We start from the raw sequence: 18,394 nt of genomic DNA, 5'->3' as shown, positions 1-18,394 counted from the left end.
TGCCCTGATGATTGCCTTGTTTGTCATTGTGGTGATGGCGCTGCTGGCGGCTGCCATGGGCCGCTTTCTGGTGGACAGCAGCGAGAAAAATACGGTAGAGGTGCGCAGTGTACGCGCCTTGCTGGCGGCACAGAGCGGACTGGAAATAGCCTTGTATCAACTGTTCCCCAATAGACCGACACCGCCATCACCGCTTGATCGCTGCGAGTGGGTACTCTCATCACTTGTGTTTAATGGCAATTCTGGACTGGCTGGCTGCGAGGCAAGGATCAGTTGCGTGCAACTGCCCGTGACCTATAACGGAGAGGTGACCAATGGCTACCGCCTGCTCAGTGTCGGCTCCTGTGGCTCGACCGACCTCGGCAGTGCCAACCCCGACTTTGCCGTGAGCAGGACAGTGACGGCCGAAGCCTATGATGGAGGTAACCTCTGATGCGCCGCTTCTGGTTAGCCATATCTATTTTGTGCTGTGGTTCTGCAAATGCATTTCAGGCTATAGATACATCCGTCTATTTTCCCGCTGTCGTTCAAGGACACAGAGGTGATACCAATTGGTCCTGTAATACTCTCGGCAACCCCCCGCTGAACCAATACAATCAGGCAAAAATATCGGGAACTGGTGGTGCTTCGCTGAGATTTTGCAGTTCAAATCAGGGCTCTGGCATGCCCACGGATGGTTGTGATAATGCCAATGGTTCTCGTCGTTTATGTACCGTCAACAACTCAACCATTCGGGGCTTGCCGATCACTGTCGGCAGTGGCAATAGTTTTCAGACCAGTAGCGGGGCACATGGTGGGATCGGTTTTTGCTCTGCCGGGCAAGCACTGACACTCGGAAGCGCCAGCCAAAATCAGTTTTCTGCTATCTCGTTGTATGACGCCTGTACCTTGAGTTTTGCTCAGAACCAAACTGACTACCGTATCCAGAGTCTCTCTGTGGGCGGCGGCGCCACAGTCGTATTCACAACCGGCGATTACTGGATTGATTCACTGTTGCTGAATCAGGGGGCCCGGATTGAGGTCCAGGGGGATGTTCGAATCTTTGTCCGTCAGTCAGCCCAGCTGAACAGTGCTCGTATCAATGAGTCAGGTCTCGGCTCCTTGCTGTTGTTCGGGTACAACGATATAGAACTCAATGGCGATACCTTGATGGATGGCTATCTCTACTCACATCAGGCCGTGAGCATGAATGGTTCTTCCACTATCAATGGCCGGATGACAAGCCGTTCTTTGTCCATGACCACCAGCTCTGCTATCAACGATCAGGCTTTTACTCCGCCCCTGACCTGTTTCAGCGATACGTTCAGCTCATCCCCGCTGAGTGATGACTGGGTCGTTGCCCGCAGCAGCGGCAACTTTACGCCTTCCATCGTTGGCCAGCGTTTACGCCTGACCCAGGCGGTTGGTAATCAGTCCACCTCTACGACTTATCAGCGCCTGTTCCCCGCCGCCAGCAACCTGGTCACCATCGAATTCAACCACTATGCCTATAACGGCAGCGGTGCTGATGGCATCGCCGTTGTGTTGTCGGATGCCAAGGTGACTCCTCAGCCGGGAGCCTTTGGCGGGCCGCTAGGGTATGGTTTCAAGCCCGGTATCTCAGGCTTTGCAGGTGGTTGGCTCGGGATTGGCATTGATGAGTTCGGTAATTTTTCGGGTGAGGGTGGCGTTGCCAACGTGGGGCAGCGGCGTCAGTCTGTGGTGGTGCGGGGCTCAGGGGTTGGCACCAGTGGTTACAACTATCTGAGAGGCACTTGCAGTAACGGCACCACCAGTATCAATGGCAACTGCCTCAATCCGAGGGTGGACAACAACGGTAGCGCCAACCACGGTTACCGGCTGACAGTGGATTCTCGGGTTGTGGGTCAGTCCATGGTCAAGGTCGAACGCAATACCGGCTCTGGTTATGTCACGCTGATCGACAGTTTCAATGCCATGGCTCAGGCCGGTCAGGCAGCTGTGCCAGAGGATTTCTTGTTGTCGTTGACCGGCTCCACAGGGGGCTCCACCAATATTCACGAAATCGACAACGTACAGATCTGTGCCCTGCGATCCAGCCCGGTCGGCGTACAGATCGACCATTTCCAACTCGAACACTCCGGTCAGGCGCTGACGTGCAATCCGGAGACGGTCACTATCAAGGCCTGTGCCGATGCGGCTTGTAGCGCCCTGATTACCGACCCTGTTACGGCGACCCTGAGTCTGACGCCGACGTCCAGCAGCAATGGCTGGATCGGCGGCAATACGGTGACCTTCAGTGGCGGCTCCACCACGGTCCAGCTTCGCAATAACACCGCCTCGGCGGTCACTATCGGAGTATCAGGCTCGACCCCGACCACCAAACCATTCAGTACTACCTTGTGCAAGTCAGGTAATGGCACCCCCAGCGTGGCCGCCTGCACCCTGAGTTTTGCCGATAGCGGCTTTTTCTTCGACGTGCCGGATACCTATTCCAACCAGCCGCAGACGGTGACCATCAAGGCGGTCAAGAAGAGTGACGTGACCAAACAGTGTGTGCCCGGGTTTGCCAGCCAGACCAAGAGCATCAAGTTCTGGGGCAGCTATATCTCTCCGGCCAGCAATCCTTACAACAGCAATATGAGCGTTAACAATAGTGTGCTCGGTACTAGTCAGGGGACTGCTGTCTCCGTGTCCCTGGCGTTTGATGCACAGGGGCAGTCGACCATGACGGTCAAGTATCCGGATGCAGGCAAGGTGCAACTTGATGCCCGTTATGATGGCACGGGCAACGAGGCGGGTCTGGTGATGCTCGGCTCAGACCAGTTCGTGGCGCGTCCTGTCGGCTTGTGCATTACACCCCCGCAAGGGGTCTGCGCGGTAGGTGATAGCAGCTGCCCAGTGTTCAAAAAAGCGGGGGAGACGTTCCAGGTAGATATCAAGGCGATGGCCTGGGAGTCGGCCAATGATGGGGATATCTGCGCGGGGAATCAGACAACCCCCAATTTTGTGCTGAACGGCATTGGCTTGGGCAGCACCCTGGTGGCGCCAAGCCCAGGTACCAATGCGACAGTGGGTACCACCACCTATAACCATGTGGCTGCGACCGACAGTCTCAACAGTGTCAACCAGACGGTGAGCGAGGTGGGGGTATTCAGGATGACGGCGACACCGCTCGCCAGCAACTACTTCGGATATACCATCCCTTCTGCTCAGAGCCAGCCGGTGGGCCGTTTTATCCCCGCTGATTTTGAGCTGGTCAGTGGCGACATAGTGCCTGCCTGTAGGGTCTTCTCCTACATGGGCCAGCCATTCGGGGTGACGCTGGATATCATTGCCCGCAATGTGGCGGGGGGACAGACCCGTAATTACACCGGCGACTTTGCCAAGGGCAATGCTTATATCACCACCGCCAATAGCAAGAATGGTACTTCTCTATCCAGCCGCTTGCGCAGCCTGCAACCTCTGCCCTGGCTAAATGGGCAGGCGGCGTTCAGCGGCAGCAGCGAGTTTGTGCGCCTCTCCGATACCCAGCCGGATGGCCCCTTCAAGGCACTGCTGTTTGGCCTCTATATGCAGGATAACGATGGCGAACGCACCCTGATGGCCAGCCCCGATTTCAATGAGGTGGTGACTGGCGATTGCAGCGGAAGTAACTGCAATGCTCGCCTTATCGATGCGACACCCATGAAAGCCTATTTTGGCCGCTTGCTGGCGGGCACTGGGGCTGGGCTCGCAGCAGCGCCGCTGGCCATTCCACTGCAAATGCAATATTACGAATCAGGCGACTGGCTGCTCAACGAGGAAGATCAATGCACTCTGCTCTCCCTCGCCGGTGATGGGATCAACTTCATCAATCCGAGTCACACCTTTGATGCGGCCATCCGAGACCTGAATTTGGGAGCAAATCGCAAGATCAGGCTTGGGTTGGGTAGCACGCCTCCAGGGGGGATATCGGCAGTCGCCAAAGATGGCGAGATCCTGTTCCACTTTGCCAAGCCGGATATCTCGGTACGCATTCCCTACAAGGTCGACTTGTCAAAACAGCCGGCTCAACCGCTCTGGTTATCTGACCCCGTTAGCCTGCAGGGTGAGGCCATTTTTGGCTCCAGCAGAGGTAATGACAGAATTATTTATCGGCGGGAAGTGATGCAGTAGCGGAGGCGGTGCGGCGGATCTTCGGGATCTTCCCCCCTATTTTCTTGTTTATTAGCGTTCGTCGGCCTGTGCGAGTGAGTGATGACTCGCATTTTTGTCGCGACTGATTGATTGGCGACAGTTTGAGCGCTTGCCCATTGGGGTAGGCATTGGTAAAGTTAGCCGGTTTTCTGCACCTCCAAATTCTTAGGATTTCCCGTAGCCATGTTCAAAAAGCTCAGAGGCGTCTTTTCCAACGATCTGTCGATCGACTTGGGAACTGCCAACACCCTGATCTACGTAAAAGATCAAGGGATCGTCCTTAACGAACCCTCAGTTGTCGCCATTCGCCAAGAGCGCGGGAACGCCAAATCGGTCGCTGCCGTCGGTCATGCCGCCAAGCAGATGCTGGGTCGTACCCCAGGCAACATCTCCGCTATCCGTCCGATGAAAGACGGCGTCATTGCCGACTTCTACGTGACCGAGAAGATGTTGCAGCACTTTATCAAGCAGGTTCACGACAACAACTATTTCCGCCCCAGCCCCCGTGTGCTGGTGTGCGTGCCGTGTGGCTCTACCCAGGTAGAACGCCGCGCCATCAAGGAATCCGCACTGGGCGCTGGCGCCCGTGAGGTTTACCTGATCGACGAACCCATGGCTGCCGCCATCGGCGCCGGCTTGCCGGTCTCCGAAGCGACCGGTTCCATGGTGGTCGATATCGGTGGCGGCACCACTGAAGTGGCCATCATCTCCCTGAACGGCGTGGTTTACTCCCAGTCTGTCCGTATCGGTGGCGACAAATTTGACGAAGCCATCATCAGCTACGTCCGTCGCAACTACGGCAGCCTGATCGGGGAAGCGACCGCCGAGCGCATCAAGCACGAAATCGGCTCCGCCTATCCGGGCGAAGAGGTGCGCGAGATCGAAGTCCGTGGTCGCAACCTGGCCGAAGGTGTGCCGCGCAGCTTCACCCTCAACTCCAACGAGATCCTGGAAGCGCTGCAAGAGCCGCTGTCCGGTATCGTCTCCGCCGTTATGGTGGCGCTGGAGCAGTCTCCGCCGGAACTGGCGTCCGACATCTCCGAGCGCGGCATGGTGCTGACCGGTGGTGGCGCACTGCTGAAGGATATCGACCGTCTACTGATGGAAGAGACCGGCATACCAGTCGTGGTTGCCGAAGATCCCCTCACCTGTGTGGCCCGTGGCGGCGGCAAGGCGCTGGAGCTGATCGATATGCACGGTGGCGACCTGTTCCACTACGAATAAGACCCAAAGCCGGCCAGCGCGCCGGCTCTTTTTTGACGACCCATGAAACCCATTTTTGGTAGAGGCCCTTCGCTTCAGTTACGGTTGTTTCTCGCCGTCATCATCTCCATTGCTGCCATCGTAGCGGACTCCCGCTTCGGTGTGTTTACCCACGTCCGCGTCTACCTCAGTTCCCTTGTCAGCCCGCTGCAATACATAGCCAATGCGCCAGGTATCATGCTCGATACCATGTCGACCCAGGTGCAGACCCGGGCAGGCCTTATCGAACAGACCAAGCAGCAGGAACAGCAGCTGTTCACCCTGCGTTCGCGCCTGCTCAAGATGGATCATCTGGAGCATGAGAACCAGCGTCTGCGTGAGCTGCTCGGTTCGCCGGTGCACAAGGAGTCCCGCAAGATGGTGGCCGAGCTGCTGTCTGTGGATTCCGACCCCTTCAGCCATCAGGTGCTGATCAACAAGGGGGCGCTGGACGGTGTCTATAACGGCCAGCCGGTGATCAACGATCAGGGGGTCATAGGTCAGGTGCTGCACGTGGGTTCCACCACCAGTCGCGTCCTGCTTGTGACCGACTCCAGTCACGGCATTCCGGTGCGGGTGCTGCGCAATGACCTGCGCGCCATTGCCTCCGGCAGCGGCGAGCTGGACAAGCTGGAGCTGCGCAACCTGCCGCGCAACACAGATGTGCAGGTCGGCGATCTGCTGGTCACCTCCGGGCTCGGCGGCCGCTTCCCGGAAGGTTATCCGGTAGCGACCGTGACCCGCTCCGACTATGTGGAGGGCAAACCCTTCGCCCAGGTCGAAGCCAAGCCGCTGGTGGCGCTGGACAGATTGCGCTACCTGCTCTTGCTGTGGACCGACAAGAAACCGGATGTGCATGATGATGACGTGGCGCCAGCCGCGCCGGCAACCTCGGCAGCGGGAGCAACACCCTGATGCTAGAACCCGCCAGCGGCAGGATCTGGATCTGGATCTCGATCCTGCTGGCTCTGTGCCTGTCGATCCTGCCGCTTCCCTTTCAATTTGAACCCTTCCGTCCGGACTGGCTCGCCATGGTGCTCATCTACTGGGCGCTGGCCTTGCCGCACCGCACCAACGTCGGCTCAGCCTGGGTGGCGGGCCTGCTGCTGGATGTGCTGCTGGGCAGCACGCTCGGCGTGCGGGCCATGGCCATGGCCATCACCACCTATCTGGCGGCCTTCCAGTTTCAGAAGATCCGCAACTTCTCCCTCTGGCAACAGGCGCTGATCATCGGCTGTCTCTCGCTGGTGGGCAAGGTGACCATCTTCTGGGCCGAGCACCTGTTCAGCCGTGCCAGCCTCAATTTCGCCTACTTTTGGTCGACCCTGAGCACGATGCTAATATGGCCCTGGGTTTTTCTGGTCTTGCGCAAGGTGCGCCGTCGCTTCAATATCAAGTGAATATGAGCAAAAACAACGAACTACAACTTTACCTCAGCTCATTAAGCGAATATGAATAAGCACAGCGAACTGCAACTCTACCTCATCTCATTAAGCGAATATGAACAAGCACAACGAACTGCAACTCTATCTTGCCTCGGGCTCGCCCCGCCGCCATGAACTGCTTGCCCAGCTGGGCTACCGTTTCGAGGTACTCAGACTGGACGTGCCAGAGCGGCGTGAAGAGGGTGAAAAGGCACAGGATTATGTCTGTCGCCTCGCCCGCGACAAGGCGATGGCCGGGGTGGCAGCCGCCCCGACCATGCTGCCTGTGCTGGGTGCCGACACCATAGTGGTGCTGGGTGATCGGGTGCTCGAGAAGCCCTCCGACCTGCTCGACGCCAAAGACATGCTGGAAGCGCTCTCCGGCAAGGTGCATCAGGTGATGACGGCGGTGGCGCTGGCCACTCCGGATCGCTGCGATGTGCGACTGGTCACCACCAATGTGGCGTTTCGCAAGCTGGATGAGGCCGAGATCGAAGCCTACTGGCGCACGGGTGAGCCCTGCGACAAGGCCGGTGCCTATGCGATCCAGGGGATTGCCGGCAAGTTTGTCAGCCGGATTGAGGGGAGCTACAGCGCCGTTGTCGGTCTGCCCCTGCTGGAAACGGATCTGTTGATCAAGCATCATCTGGAACAGGTCCGATAATTTTTCGTCAGCTGTGCTCTGCTGCGTTCTCCCTTGCGCGCGTTGTACCGGATTGGCTTTATAGAATTCAAAACTGGAACAGGCAAGGTAACTTATGTCGGTAGAACTGCTGGTGAACGTCACCCCCTCCGAAACCCGTGTCGCCCTGGTCGAAAACGGTCTGCTGCAGGAAGTGCACGTAGAGCGTCAGGCCAAGCGTGGCATAGTGGGCAATATCTACAAAGGCAAGATCAGTCGGGTTCTGCCCGGCATGCAGGCGGCTTTCGTCGATATCGGCATGGACAAGGCTGCGTTCCTGCACGCTTCCGACATAGTGCCGCACACCGAGTGTGTGGCGGTGAAGGAGAAGGAGCAGTTCCAGGCCGGCAACATCGCCGAGCTGGTGCGCCAGGGCCAGGACATCATGGTGCAGGTGGTGAAAGATCCGCTGGGTACCAAGGGGGCCCGCCTCACCACCGACATTACCCTGCCATCCCGCTATCTGGTGTTCATGCCAGGCAGCGCCCACGTCGGTGTCTCCCAGCGTATCGAGTCCGAAGCGGAGCGCGAGCGCCTCAAGCGTACCGTGGCCGGTTATGTGGACGATCTGGGGGGCTACATCATCCGTACCGCCGCCGAAGGGGTGGGTGAGCAGGAGCTGGAGCAGGATGCCGCCTTCCTGAAACGCCTGTGGCGCAAGATCCTGGAGCGCAAGCACAAGTATCCTCCCTGCAAGATCCTCTACGAGGATCCCAGCCTGGCGTTTCGGGTGGTGCGCGACTTCGTCGGTGCCGAACTGGACAAGATCCGGGTCGATTCACGCCAGAGCTTCGATCAGCTCAAACGCTTCACCGAGGAGTACGTGCCCGAGCTGGCCGGCAAGCTGGAGTATTACCCGGGCGAGTCGCCGATTTTCGATCTCTACGATGTGGAGAACGAGATCCAGCGCGCGCTGGAACGCAAGGTAGAGCTCAAGTCCGGCGGCTACCTCATCATCGACCAGACCGAAGCCATGACCACTGTGGACATCAACACGGGCGCCTTTGTGGGTCATCGCAATCTGGAAGAGACCATCTTCAATACCAACGTCGAGGCGACGGCGGCCATCGCCCGCCACCTGCGCCTGCGCAACCTCGGCGGCATCATCATCATCGATTTCATCGACATGCAGTCGGAAGATCATCGTCGCCGTGTGCTGCACAGTCTGGAACAGGCGCTGGCCAAGGATCGCGCCAAGACCAACGTCAACGGTTTCTCCCAGCTTGGTCTGGTGGAGATGACCCGCAAGCGCACCCGCGAAAGCCTGGAGCACGTGCTCTGCTCCGAATGCCCCGAGTGCAAGGGGCGCGGTCGGGTCAAGACGGTGGAGTCGGTCTGTTTCGAGATCCTGCGGGAGATCATCCGGGTCAACCGCGCCTATGATGCGGATCAGTTCACCGTTTACGCCGCACCGGCCGTGATCGACTATCTGCGCGGCGAGGAGTCCCACAGTCTCGCCGAGCTGGAGGTGTTCATCGGCAAGCAGGTCAGGGTGGTGAGTGAGCCCCTCTGTGGTCAGGAGCAGTTCGACGTGGTGATGATGTAATTGGTCTATCGCTGGTTGAGTCGGGGCTGGTTGGCCCTTGGGGTCTTCTTCGTGCTGCTGGCCATTCTGGTCAGTCTGGTGCGCGTTGGTGGCCCCTTGCTCAATCAGCACAGACAGGCACTGCTCGATGCCCTGCTGGCCGGCAATCAGCTGGAGGCCAGTGTTGAACACATAGGCCTGGACTGGACCCAGCGTGGCCCGGCGCTCGAGCTGCAACAGCTGGTGATAGCGCCGGATTCGGGTCGCTTCGCCCTGCGTCTTGGCAAGGTGTGGGCTCACCTCGACTTCTGGCGCTCCCTCAATGAACTCAGGCCTGTGTTCGGCCAGCTCATACTGAGCGATGGTGACATAGCGCTGGATCTGGCCCGGTCCGCCGAGCCCGATACCGGTGGCGGCGTCGATCAGCAGCAGGCGTTGCTGCGCTTTTTTCTCACCCAGCTCTCCACTTTCGATATTCACGATACCCGCCTCAGCCTGACGACGGCGCTGGGGGAGGTGCGGGCCCTCGATATCGCCCAACTGCGCTGGCAGAACCGCGGCAAACGCCATCAGGGGGTCGGCAAGGCCTATCTCATCAACGGGGTGGGCGAGAGCACCATAGATCTCATCCTGGATGTGGATACCCCAGAGGATCGGTTCGATCGCTTGCGGGGCCAGCTCTACCTCGGCGCCAGCCAGTTCGACGTCAGCCCCATGCTGGCGCGGATCCACGCCGGTGAGCCCAAGGTCGCTGGCCAGCTCGATTTCCAGCTCTGGAGTGAATTTGCCGATGGCCAGCTGGGAGAGTCCCTGCTGGCGTTTGGCGACAACTACCTGATCTGGAAGGATGAGAAGCAGGATGTCATGCACCGTCTCGGCCTGCAGGGTGGCAAGATCCAGCTGCGCCGGGATGGTGAGGAGTGGCAGCTCGCCAGCCATGACATGACCTTCAAGCTCGATGGCAAACCCTGGTTGCGCAGCCGCTTGCAGCTCGAGCGGATCGGCTCCCGCATCCAGGGTTATGTGCCTGCCATCGACCTCGATCAGGTCGCCAACCTGAGCCAGCTGGTATCGGGTCTCTACCCCGAACTGACCGAAACCCTCAAGCGTACCCAGCCCAAGGGTCAGCTGCAGGATCTCATTTTGCAGGCCGATGCCGGCTGGCGGGGGCTCTCTCTCAGCGGCCGGCTATCCCACATCAAGGTCAGCGCCTGGCAGGATGTGCCCGGCGTGCAGGATCTCAATGGCGAATTCTGGCTGACCCCAACGGGGGGCAGTGCCCGACTGGCCCTTGCCAATGACAAGGTGGATCCGGCCCGCCACTTCAAGGAGCCGATCCCGGTGGACAGCTTCTCGGCACGGCTCGACTGGTGGCAAGTCCCGCAGGGCTGGGTGCTCTATGGTCAGGATGTGGCGCTGGACAACCCGGATTTGCGCCTCGACAGCCGCTTCAGGATGGATCTGTTCGAACATACTTTCCTCGCGCTGACAGGCCGCATCGACGTCAAGAATGCGGGCAATGCGGATCGCTACTACCCGTTGCAGGTGATGGACAAGAGCCTGGTGGATTACCTGAGCGGCGCCATCAAGGGGGGTCAGGCCAAGGGCGCCGACCTGCTCTGGTACGGCGAGTTCAAGGATTTCCCCTACAGCAAGGGCGAGGGCATCTTCCAGGTGGCGGTTCCGCTCGAGCAGGCGACTTTCCAGTTCTTCCCCGGTTGGCAACCCCTCACCGACCTGCAGATCGATCTGCTGTTCCAGAACGCCAGTCTCGACATGAACAGCCGTTCCACCCACCTTGGCAAGGCCAGCTCCGATTCGGTCCATGCCTGGATCCCGGATCTCTATCCCGGCGCCCATCTCTATGTGGATGCCAAGGTAGAAGGTGAGGGCAAGGCCATCAGCGACTACTTGCAGGACTCTCCGCTGGGGGATTCCGTCGGTCAGGCGCTGCGTGAGATAGAGATCCGCGGCCCGCTCAAGGGGTCGGTCAAGCTGGATATTCCCCTCGATGGTGAAAGCGAGGTCAAGGCGAGCGGCGATGCCCTGTTCAACAACAACAAGGTGCGGGTCGCCAGCCTGGATCTGCCGCTGGAGCAGGTACAGGGGCGCCTCGAATATGACAATGAGCAGACCCGGTTCAGCAACCTCAAGGCCAGCCTGTGGAACCAGCCGCTGACCCTGGATTATCAGGGCAAGCAGCTGCCGAACCGCTATCAGGTGGATCTCAAGTTCAAGGGGCAGTGGGACAGCCGCCGCGAGCAGCGCAAGATCCCCGCCCTCGATATCCTCAAGGGGCGCAGCAACTGGGCTGGTACCCTGGGGCTGACCCTGCCCAATGACAAACCGTTCAGCTTCCAGCTGGCGATGGACTCCAACCTGCAAGGCATGGCGCTGGATCTGCCGCTCCCCCTGACCAAGGTAGCCAACAGCCGATTGCCGCTCAAGGTGACAGTGCGCGGGCGTGACGGCAGTGCCGACATTCGCACCGTGCTGGGGGCCGATGTGGATTTGCAGAGCCGACTGGTTTATGGGGACGGGGTTCCTTACTTCAGCCGGGTCAGGGTGAACATAGGCCAGCCGGGGGCACGGGTGCTGCGTGACAAGCCCATGCTGCTCGCCATCAACCAGCAACAGGCCGATGTGGCTGGCTGGCTGGCCAGACTCAAACAGTGGGTGCCTGCGAGCAGTGAGCCGAGCGGCAGTGCCGTGGTTGGCCCTCCTTTCCTGCCGCAGGAGTGGTGGGTGGATGGCCAGCTGGCCCGCGCCGATATCGGCAGTGCCAATCTCAGGGCTGTGCACTTCACCGTAGGCCCGGTCAAGGACGCCACAGAGGTGATGATCGACAGCCCGGACGTCATGGGGGTGATCCGCCTGCCGGTGACTGACCGTCAGCCCATCGATGCCAAATTCGCTCGCATCCATTGGTCCGGCAAGAGTTCGGATCTGAGCCCAGAGCCTGATGCGCGGCAGGACAAAGCCATCATGGATGCCATTCCCTGGCTCACCTTCAGTTGCGTGGATTGCCGCTTCGGCGAACTGCCGCTCGGCGAGGTGAAGGGAGAGCTGCTCCCCGGGGCCAACAAGCTGACCCTCAAGGGGCTGGATATGCGGCTGGCGGGCAGCCAGCTGACAGGTACAGTGGATTGGCTTGCTGAGGCAGGCCGGATGCAAACCCATGCCAGAGCCAAGATCACCAGTAAAAACAGTGAATTGCTTCTAAAACGGATCGGCTATACCTCACCCATTGGCGATGCGCCTGGCAAGATGGCACTGGATCTGAGCTGGAATGATGTGCCCTACCGACTGAGCCTGCCGACCCTGGCTGGCAGCGCCAACTATCAACTGGAAGGGGGCACACTGCGGGAGGTCAATGACAAGGGTGCGCGATTGCTCTCCCTGCTCAGCCTCGACTCCCTGCTGCGCAAGTTGCGGCTCGATTTTCGCGATGTATTCGACAAGGGCTTCTACTTCGAGTCCATGTCCGCCTCGGCCAAGATCAAGCAGGGGGTGATGGATAACAAGGACTTCTACATGAAGGGGGCTGCGGGCAACCTGCGTGGTGAAGGCATCGCCGATCTGGTGCGCTGGCGGCTTGACTACGAGCTGAGTTTCTCCCCCAATCTGGGCGGCACCCTGCCGGTGGTGGCGGCCTTCTCGCTGACGCCGATCACGGGTCTTTATGTGCTGGCACTCTCCAAACTGCTGGAGCCAGTGGTGGATGTGGTGACCCGCATCGATTTTCGGGTTGAAGGGCCGCTGGACAATCCCAAGCTGATCGAGGCCGGACGAGATAGAGCCCGCATCAAGCTCAACCAGCAGCAGAAACAGGCGGTGGATACGGTGGCGCCCAAGTTGCCTGCCGCCGAAGTCACCCCCTTCCTGCTGAATTCACAACCGGGTAGCCCGCGTCAGCCCTGATGCTGGCGCCATCCCTTATTTCGACCTGCTTACGCTCAAGGAGAGAGCCATGATCCGACATATTCTGCTGATTGCCTTCAAAGCGGGCACCCAGGCTGACGATATTGCCGCTGTCAGGGCGGCTTTTCTCGGCATACCCGCCAGGGTCAATGGCGTGGTGGCGGTCGAGTGGGGGCAGAATGACAGCCCCGAGGGGCGCGCCGAAGGCTTTACCCACAGCGTCTTGATGACCTTTGCGGACGAGGCGGCCCGTCAGCGTTACCTGCCCCATCCGGATCACGAGGCCCTCAAGGCCATTTTTCGTCCCGTGCTGGACCGTATCATAGTGCTGGACTACACACTGCAAGCCAAAGACGCTGTCAGCCTCTGACGGCTTGCACCAAGGACAAGGAGCGCGTCATGTGGTTAGCCGCAATGCAGCTGGTATCAGGCCGTCACTGGCAGGATAACCGGGAGCAGATCGCCGCCGAGCTGGCGGCGCTGCCAGCCGAGCGTCCCTTGCTGGTACTGCTGCCGGAAAACTTTGCCCTGTTTGGCGAGCGGCAGGGCTATCTCGATGGCGCTGAACGGATCGGTGAGGGGCCTATCCAGCAGCAACTGGCTGCCTGGGCCAAAGAGTACGGCATCTGGCTGGTGGCTGGTGCCATGCCCACTACTATCGCAGGTTCAGACCATATCCATACCAGCTCGCTGGTGTTTGACCCGGCAGGGGAGCTCAGGGGTCATTACCACAAGATCCACCTGTTCGATGTGGACGTGGCCGACAATCAGGGACGCTATCGGGAGTCGGAGACGTTCAGTCCTGGTCAGGACTGCGTGCTGATAGACTCCCCCTTTGGTCCCCTCGGCCTCTCTATCTGTTATGATTTGCGCTTTCCTGAACTCTATCGCCAGCTGGCACGCGCCGGTGCCAGGGTGTTGCTGGTGCCTGCCGCCTTTACTGCCGTGACCGGCGAGGCGCACTGGGAGCCGCTGCTGCGGGCCCGCGCCATCGAAAATCAGTGCTATGTGGTGGCTGCCAATCAGGGGGGCACCCATGAAACCGGGCGCCATACCTGGGGCCACAGCATGGTGATCGACCCTTGGGGCAGGGTGCTGGCATGCCAGCCGTCGGGCCGCGCGACCGTGTTGGCTGCCATGGATCCCGAGCTGGGCGACGAATTGAAGCGAACCATGCCAGTGCTGCAGCACGCCCGCCTGTTGTCGGCGGGTCAGGTCTCTGACAACGAATGAACAAGGCACGCCCCGCGTGCTGACCCATGCCGCCTATGGCATGGGATCTTATTGTGAAATCCCGGATCGGGAGTGGAGAGAAAGATTGAGTCTATTGAGCCAGGTTAGTGCCTCCCTGTTGGCCCCGAACGACCTCGACGAAGGGCGGCTGCAGCAGCTGCTCGGCAGCCTGATGAGCCACCAGGTGGAGTTCGGCGATCTCTATTTCCAGCGCAGCTGGCACGAGTCCTGGATGCTGGAGGACGGTATCGTCAAGGATGGCAGCTACAACATCGACCAAGGGGTCGGGGTACGCGCCGTCAGTGGCGAGAAAACCGGCTTTGCCTACTCCGACGAGCTGAGCCTGCTGGCGCTGCAACAGTCGGTCACGGCTGCCCGCGGCATTGCCGCTGCCGGTGCTCAGGGCAAGGTGAAGGCCTGGGCTCGTACAGAGGCCAACCTGCTCTATCCGGCCATGGATCCCCTGCAGACCCTCGACAAGCACCAGAAGATTGCCTTGCTGGAGCAGATGGACAAGTTTGCCCGCAGTCTTGATCCCGTTATCAATCAGGTGATGGCCTCCATCAGCGGTGTCTATGAAGAGATACTGGTGGCAGCCACCGACGGTACGCTCGCTGCTGACATACGCCCCCTGGTTCGGCTGTCGGTGACCGTCATCGCCGAGAAAGGCGAGCGCCGCGAGCGTGGCAGCGCCGGTGGTGGTGGTCGTTGTGGTTATGACTATTTCCTGGAGCTGGACGGGCTGGAGAGCCGCGCCTTTGGCTATGTGCGCGAGGCCGTGCGTCAGGCGCTGGTCAACCTGGAGGCCATTGATGCTCCCGCTGGCACCATGCCGGTGGTACTCGGTGCCGGCTGGCCCGGCGTGCTGCTGCACGAGGCCGTGGGCCACGGCCTGGAGGGGGACTTCAACCGCAAGGGCTCGTCTGCATTTGCCGGCCGTATCGGCGAACAGGTGGCCTCCAAGCACTGCACCATAGTCGATGACGGCACACTGCCGGGTCGGCGCGGCTCCGTCTCCATCGATGACGAAGGGACGCCGGGCGGCTACAACGTCTTGATCGAGAACGGTATCCTCAAGGGTTACTTGCAGGACAAACAGAACGCCCGCCTGATGGGGGTTCCGCTCACAGGTAACGGCCGTCGCGAATCCTACGCCGCCATGCCGATGCCACGCATGACCAACACCTATATGCTGGCGGGTCAGTACGATCCGGCGGAGATCATCGCTTCGGTGAAGAAGGGTATCTATGCTCCCAACTTCGGCGGTGGTCAGGTGGATATCACTTCCGGCAAGTTTGTCTTCTCCGCCTCCGAGGCCTACCTCATCGAGGATGGCAAGATCACCACCCCCATCAAGGGCGCGACCCTGATAGGCAATGGTCCGGAAGCCATGAGTCTGGTTTCCATGGTGGGCAGTGATCTGGCACTGGATCGTGGTGTCGGCGTCTGCGGCAAAGAGGGGCAGAGCGTGCCGGTCGGTGTCGGCCAGCCCACACTCAAGCTGGATCAACTCACAGTGGGCGGCACCCAGTAAGGGGTTTAACCCACTATGTTGTCAATGACCCCGGCCATGTGCCGGGGTCATTGTTTTGGGTAGTGCAAGCCAGACAACAAAAAGCCCCGGCGACTGGCCGGGGCTGCTGGATACGGGTGACAGTGTCAGTTGACCGATATGGCTCTGGCATCGATGTAGAAGCGGGCATTGCCTTGTTGGTCGACCCTGATTTGGGCCACCAGACGATCGCTTTTTTTGTACTCCCATCGGGTTTTGATCCGGGCCAGGGCTGGGCTGGCTACACCAACTACATTCAGATATTCATGAAACAGGCTGTAGCTTCCAATTTCGGTCAGCATCTTTTCCATCATTTGCACATCTCCTGAAGTAAGTGGGCGCCTGCCTGCAAACCTAACAACTGATCTCTGAACCGAATCTGTATGAAAAACACACTAACTCATTTGTGTGTCAGTAACATGATCAAGCGCAAGATCAGTGACGATTTTCGAGGCTTTTTGACACCGTTTTCAGTCAGGGGTGGCGCGGCTCCTGTCGTTGATCAGGAGTGTCTGGCAGGGATGGCAAGGAAGGCGTGGTGTGTATCGAGTGTGCGCCGTGGAAGACAGGATCCTGTGCCACTTCCTTGATGCCGTTGATACAGAATTGCATGCCCATGCACACCAGCAGAAAACCCATGATCCGGGTCATGGCATCGATGCCGGTGGCGCCGAGGATCTTGCAGACCGGATCCGCCAGCTTCAATACGCCCCAGCTGATCAGACTCATCAGGGCAAACGCTGTGACCATGGCGCCGTAGATGGTGAGGCGGTTGTACTCGTCGGGCAGCTCGGCAATCTGGGCTGCCCCGCTGATCACCAGCGCCATGGTACCCGGCCCGCACATGCTGGGCATGGTCAGTGGCACGAAGGCGATGCTCTGGTTGATATCGACCCCGTTGGTCTGACTGGGGGCTGGGAACAGCATGCGAAAGCCGATAAAGCCGATGATGAGACCCCCTGCCAGCCGCAAGCCCGGAATGGATATCCCGAACAGATCCAGAATGGAGGAGCCGATAAAGAAGGTGATGCAGAGGGTGAAAAACAGATAGATAGCCGCCAGGTTGACCTGGCGGCGCACATGCTCCCGCGACATGCCCTTGCTCAGCCCCAATAGCAGGGTGGCCGTGGTTGGCGGGTTGACCATGGGCAGCAGCGCCAGCAAGGCGAGAAATACGACTTGAAAGAACATCTTGAGCCTCGGATAACGGAATTGGGTGACAGTCTGGAGCCAGGTATTCGCCTGGCCCTAAGGGGGGAGGCTATCCTATGTCGGCCGTACTGAACACAAGGACAATAAAAAAGCCCCGAAGATGTCCGGGGCTTTTTCGTTGGTCAGGCGGCTTGTGGCGCCGTCTGCCGCTGGTTGCGCTGTTGCAGCCACAGCAGCACACCGATGGCAAAGCCCAGTGCCGACAGGCTCACCACATAGTGGGAGGGCGCCAGTACGTCGTTCTTCATCCACAGGGTCACCAGCATGGGGGTGAGGCCGCCGAAGATGGCGTAGGCCACGTTGTAGGAGAACGACAATCCCGAGAAGCGCACTACCGCCGGGAAGGCGTTGACCATGACGTAGGGCACGGCCCCGACAATTCCGACCGCGAAGCCCGCCAGCATGTAGAGCGGCACCAGCTGCTCTGTGCCCGCTACCAGACCGTGATAGAAGGCGTAGCTGGAACCTGCCAGCAGCAATGAGCCCAGCATGAAGGTGGGGCCGCTGCCGAGGGCATCGATCAGCCTGCCATAGACGATGCAGCCCAGGGTCAGGGCCAGGATGGCCAGAGAGTTGGCAGTCAGGGCATCGGCCGGGCTGATGCCATGTACCTTCTGCAGATAGGCGGGGGTCATCAGTATCACCACCACGATACCGGCGGAGAGCAGCCAGGTCAGCAGCATGGAGATCACCACGCTGCCCTTGTGGCTGCGCAGCACCGTCTTGAGCGGCAGCTCCTCTGCCAGCGCCTTGTTGGCCTGCATTTCGGCAAAGACAGGGGTTTCATGCAGCCAGCGGCGCAGATACATGGCGACTATGCCAAAGATACCCCCCAGCAGGAAGGGAACCCGCCAGCCCCATTCACTCACCTCGGCCGGAGTCAGGTTCTTGTTGACCGCGGTGGCGATGAGGGAGCCGAGCAGTATGCCGGCAGTCAGCCCGGCGGTGAGGGTGCCACAGGCGAGCCCGACCCGGCGGGCGGGCACATGCTCCGCCACGAACACCCAGGCGCCCGGTACTTCACCACCGATGGCGGCTCCTTGCAGGATGCGCAAACCCAGCAGGGCCAGCGGTGCACCTATGCCCAGTACCGCATAGGTGGGCAAAAGGCCGATCATCAGGGTGGGCAGCGCCATCAGCAGTATGCTCAGGGTAAACATCCGCTTGCGGCCGATGAGATCGCCAAAATGGGCCATGATGATGCCGCCAAGGGGGCGAGCCAGATAGCCGGCGGCGAAGATGCCGAAGGTCTGGAACTGGCGCAGCCACTCGGGAATATCGGCCGGGAAGAACAGCTCGCCGATCACCACGGCGAAGAAGACGAAGATGATAAAGTCGTAGAATTCGAGGGCTCCGCCGAGGGCTGCCAGGCTCAGTGTCTTGTAATCCTGTCGGTTGAGGGGGCGGCTGTGGTCGTAAGCTTGCGTGACTGTCGTCATATCCTTATGTTTCCCATCGTTTTTTTA

The 18,394-nt window shown here is 59.8% G+C and carries 14 protein-coding genes; 11 read left to right on the top strand and 3 right to left on the bottom strand.

Going from position 1 to position 18,394, the window contains the following annotated elements; translation table 11 throughout:
- Nucleotides 1-7 precede the first annotated feature (7 nt).
- The 11 genes from GWQ27_RS17505 (at nt 8) to tldD (ending at nt 15,698) form a co-directional block, all read left to right on the top strand.
- The gene (locus GWQ27_RS17505) at nt 8-433 is read left to right on the top strand and encodes an MSHA biogenesis protein MshP (protein WP_275907910.1); all 426 of its coding nucleotides are present in this window, start codon (nt 8-10) and stop codon (nt 431-433) included.
- The gene (locus GWQ27_RS17500) at nt 433-4,116 is read left to right on the top strand and encodes a DUF6701 domain-containing protein (RefSeq protein ID WP_275907895.1); all 3,684 of its coding nucleotides are present in this window, start codon (nt 433-435) and stop codon (nt 4,114-4,116) included. Before GWQ27_RS17505 ends, GWQ27_RS17500 begins: the two co-directional genes overlap by 1 nt.
- A gap of 204 nt (nt 4,117-4,320) precedes the next feature.
- The gene (locus tag GWQ27_RS17495; protein WP_005308111.1) at nt 4,321-5,361 is read left to right on the top strand and encodes a rod shape-determining protein; all 1,041 of its coding nucleotides are present in this window, start codon (nt 4,321-4,323) and stop codon (nt 5,359-5,361) included.
- Between the two features lie 42 nt (nt 5,362-5,403).
- Nucleotides 5,404-6,294 carry a rod shape-determining protein MreC gene (mreC, locus tag GWQ27_RS17490; protein ID WP_159165191.1) on the top strand — a complete coding sequence of 297 codons (891 nt, stop codon included), beginning with the start codon at nt 5,404-5,406 and terminating at the stop codon, nt 6,292-6,294.
- Nucleotides 6,294-6,779 carry a rod shape-determining protein MreD gene (mreD, locus tag GWQ27_RS17485; protein ID WP_005316354.1) on the top strand — a complete coding sequence of 162 codons (486 nt, stop codon included), beginning with the start codon at nt 6,294-6,296 and terminating at the stop codon, nt 6,777-6,779. The genes mreC and mreD overlap by 1 nt, the downstream gene beginning before the upstream one ends.
- Nucleotides 6,780-6,879: 100 nt before the next feature.
- Entirely contained in the window at nt 6,880-7,467 is a 588-nt protein-coding gene (locus GWQ27_RS17480) for a Maf family protein (protein ID WP_058394774.1), read from the top strand.
- Between the two features lie 94 nt (nt 7,468-7,561).
- Complete coding sequence (rng, locus tag GWQ27_RS17475) at nt 7,562-9,031, top strand: ribonuclease G (protein ID WP_005316349.1); 1,470 nt, start codon at nt 7,562-7,564, stop codon at nt 9,029-9,031.
- Complete coding sequence (locus tag GWQ27_RS17470; protein WP_275907894.1) at nt 9,032-12,931, top strand: YhdP family protein; 3,900 nt, start codon at nt 9,032-9,034, stop codon at nt 12,929-12,931.
- A gap of 49 nt (nt 12,932-12,980) precedes the next feature.
- On the top strand, nt 12,981-13,301 hold the full coding sequence (locus tag GWQ27_RS17465) for a Dabb family protein (RefSeq protein ID WP_275907893.1): 321 nt from the start codon (nt 12,981-12,983) through the stop codon (nt 13,299-13,301).
- A gap of 29 nt (nt 13,302-13,330) precedes the next feature.
- Nucleotides 13,331-14,164: a carbon-nitrogen hydrolase family protein gene (locus tag GWQ27_RS17460; RefSeq protein WP_275907892.1), complete on the top strand. Its 834-nt coding sequence runs from the start codon at nt 13,331-13,333 to the stop codon at nt 14,162-14,164.
- Between the two features lie 85 nt (nt 14,165-14,249).
- Nucleotides 14,250-15,698 (top strand): metalloprotease TldD, encoded by a 1,449-nt coding sequence (gene tldD / locus GWQ27_RS17455; RefSeq protein WP_058394778.1) that lies wholly within the window; start codon nt 14,250-14,252, stop codon nt 15,696-15,698.
- 125 nt (nt 15,699-15,823) lie between these two features.
- Here the strand turns inward: tldD and GWQ27_RS17450 are convergent, their stop codons facing one another.
- The 3 genes from GWQ27_RS17450 to GWQ27_RS17440 form a co-directional block, all read right to left on the bottom strand.
- The gene (locus GWQ27_RS17450) at nt 15,824-16,027 is read right to left on the bottom strand and encodes a hypothetical protein (protein WP_170321042.1); all 204 of its coding nucleotides are present in this window, start codon (nt 16,025-16,027) and stop codon (nt 15,824-15,826) included.
- Between the two features lie 163 nt (nt 16,028-16,190).
- Entirely contained in the window at nt 16,191-16,907 is a 717-nt protein-coding gene (locus GWQ27_RS17445) for a MarC family NAAT transporter (protein WP_005316335.1), read from the bottom strand.
- 143 nt (nt 16,908-17,050) lie between these two features.
- On the bottom strand, nt 17,051-18,367 hold the full coding sequence (locus GWQ27_RS17440; RefSeq protein ID WP_275907891.1) for an MFS transporter: 1,317 nt from the start codon (nt 18,365-18,367) through the stop codon (nt 17,051-17,053).
- Between the last annotated feature and the right edge of the window lie 27 nt (nt 18,368-18,394).

Source organism: Aeromonas sp. 5HA1 (assembly GCF_029237245.1).
Classification (GTDB): domain Bacteria; phylum Pseudomonadota; class Gammaproteobacteria; order Enterobacterales; family Aeromonadaceae; genus Aeromonas; species Aeromonas salmonicida.
This window is presented reverse-complemented; position numbering and strand designations above follow the sequence as displayed.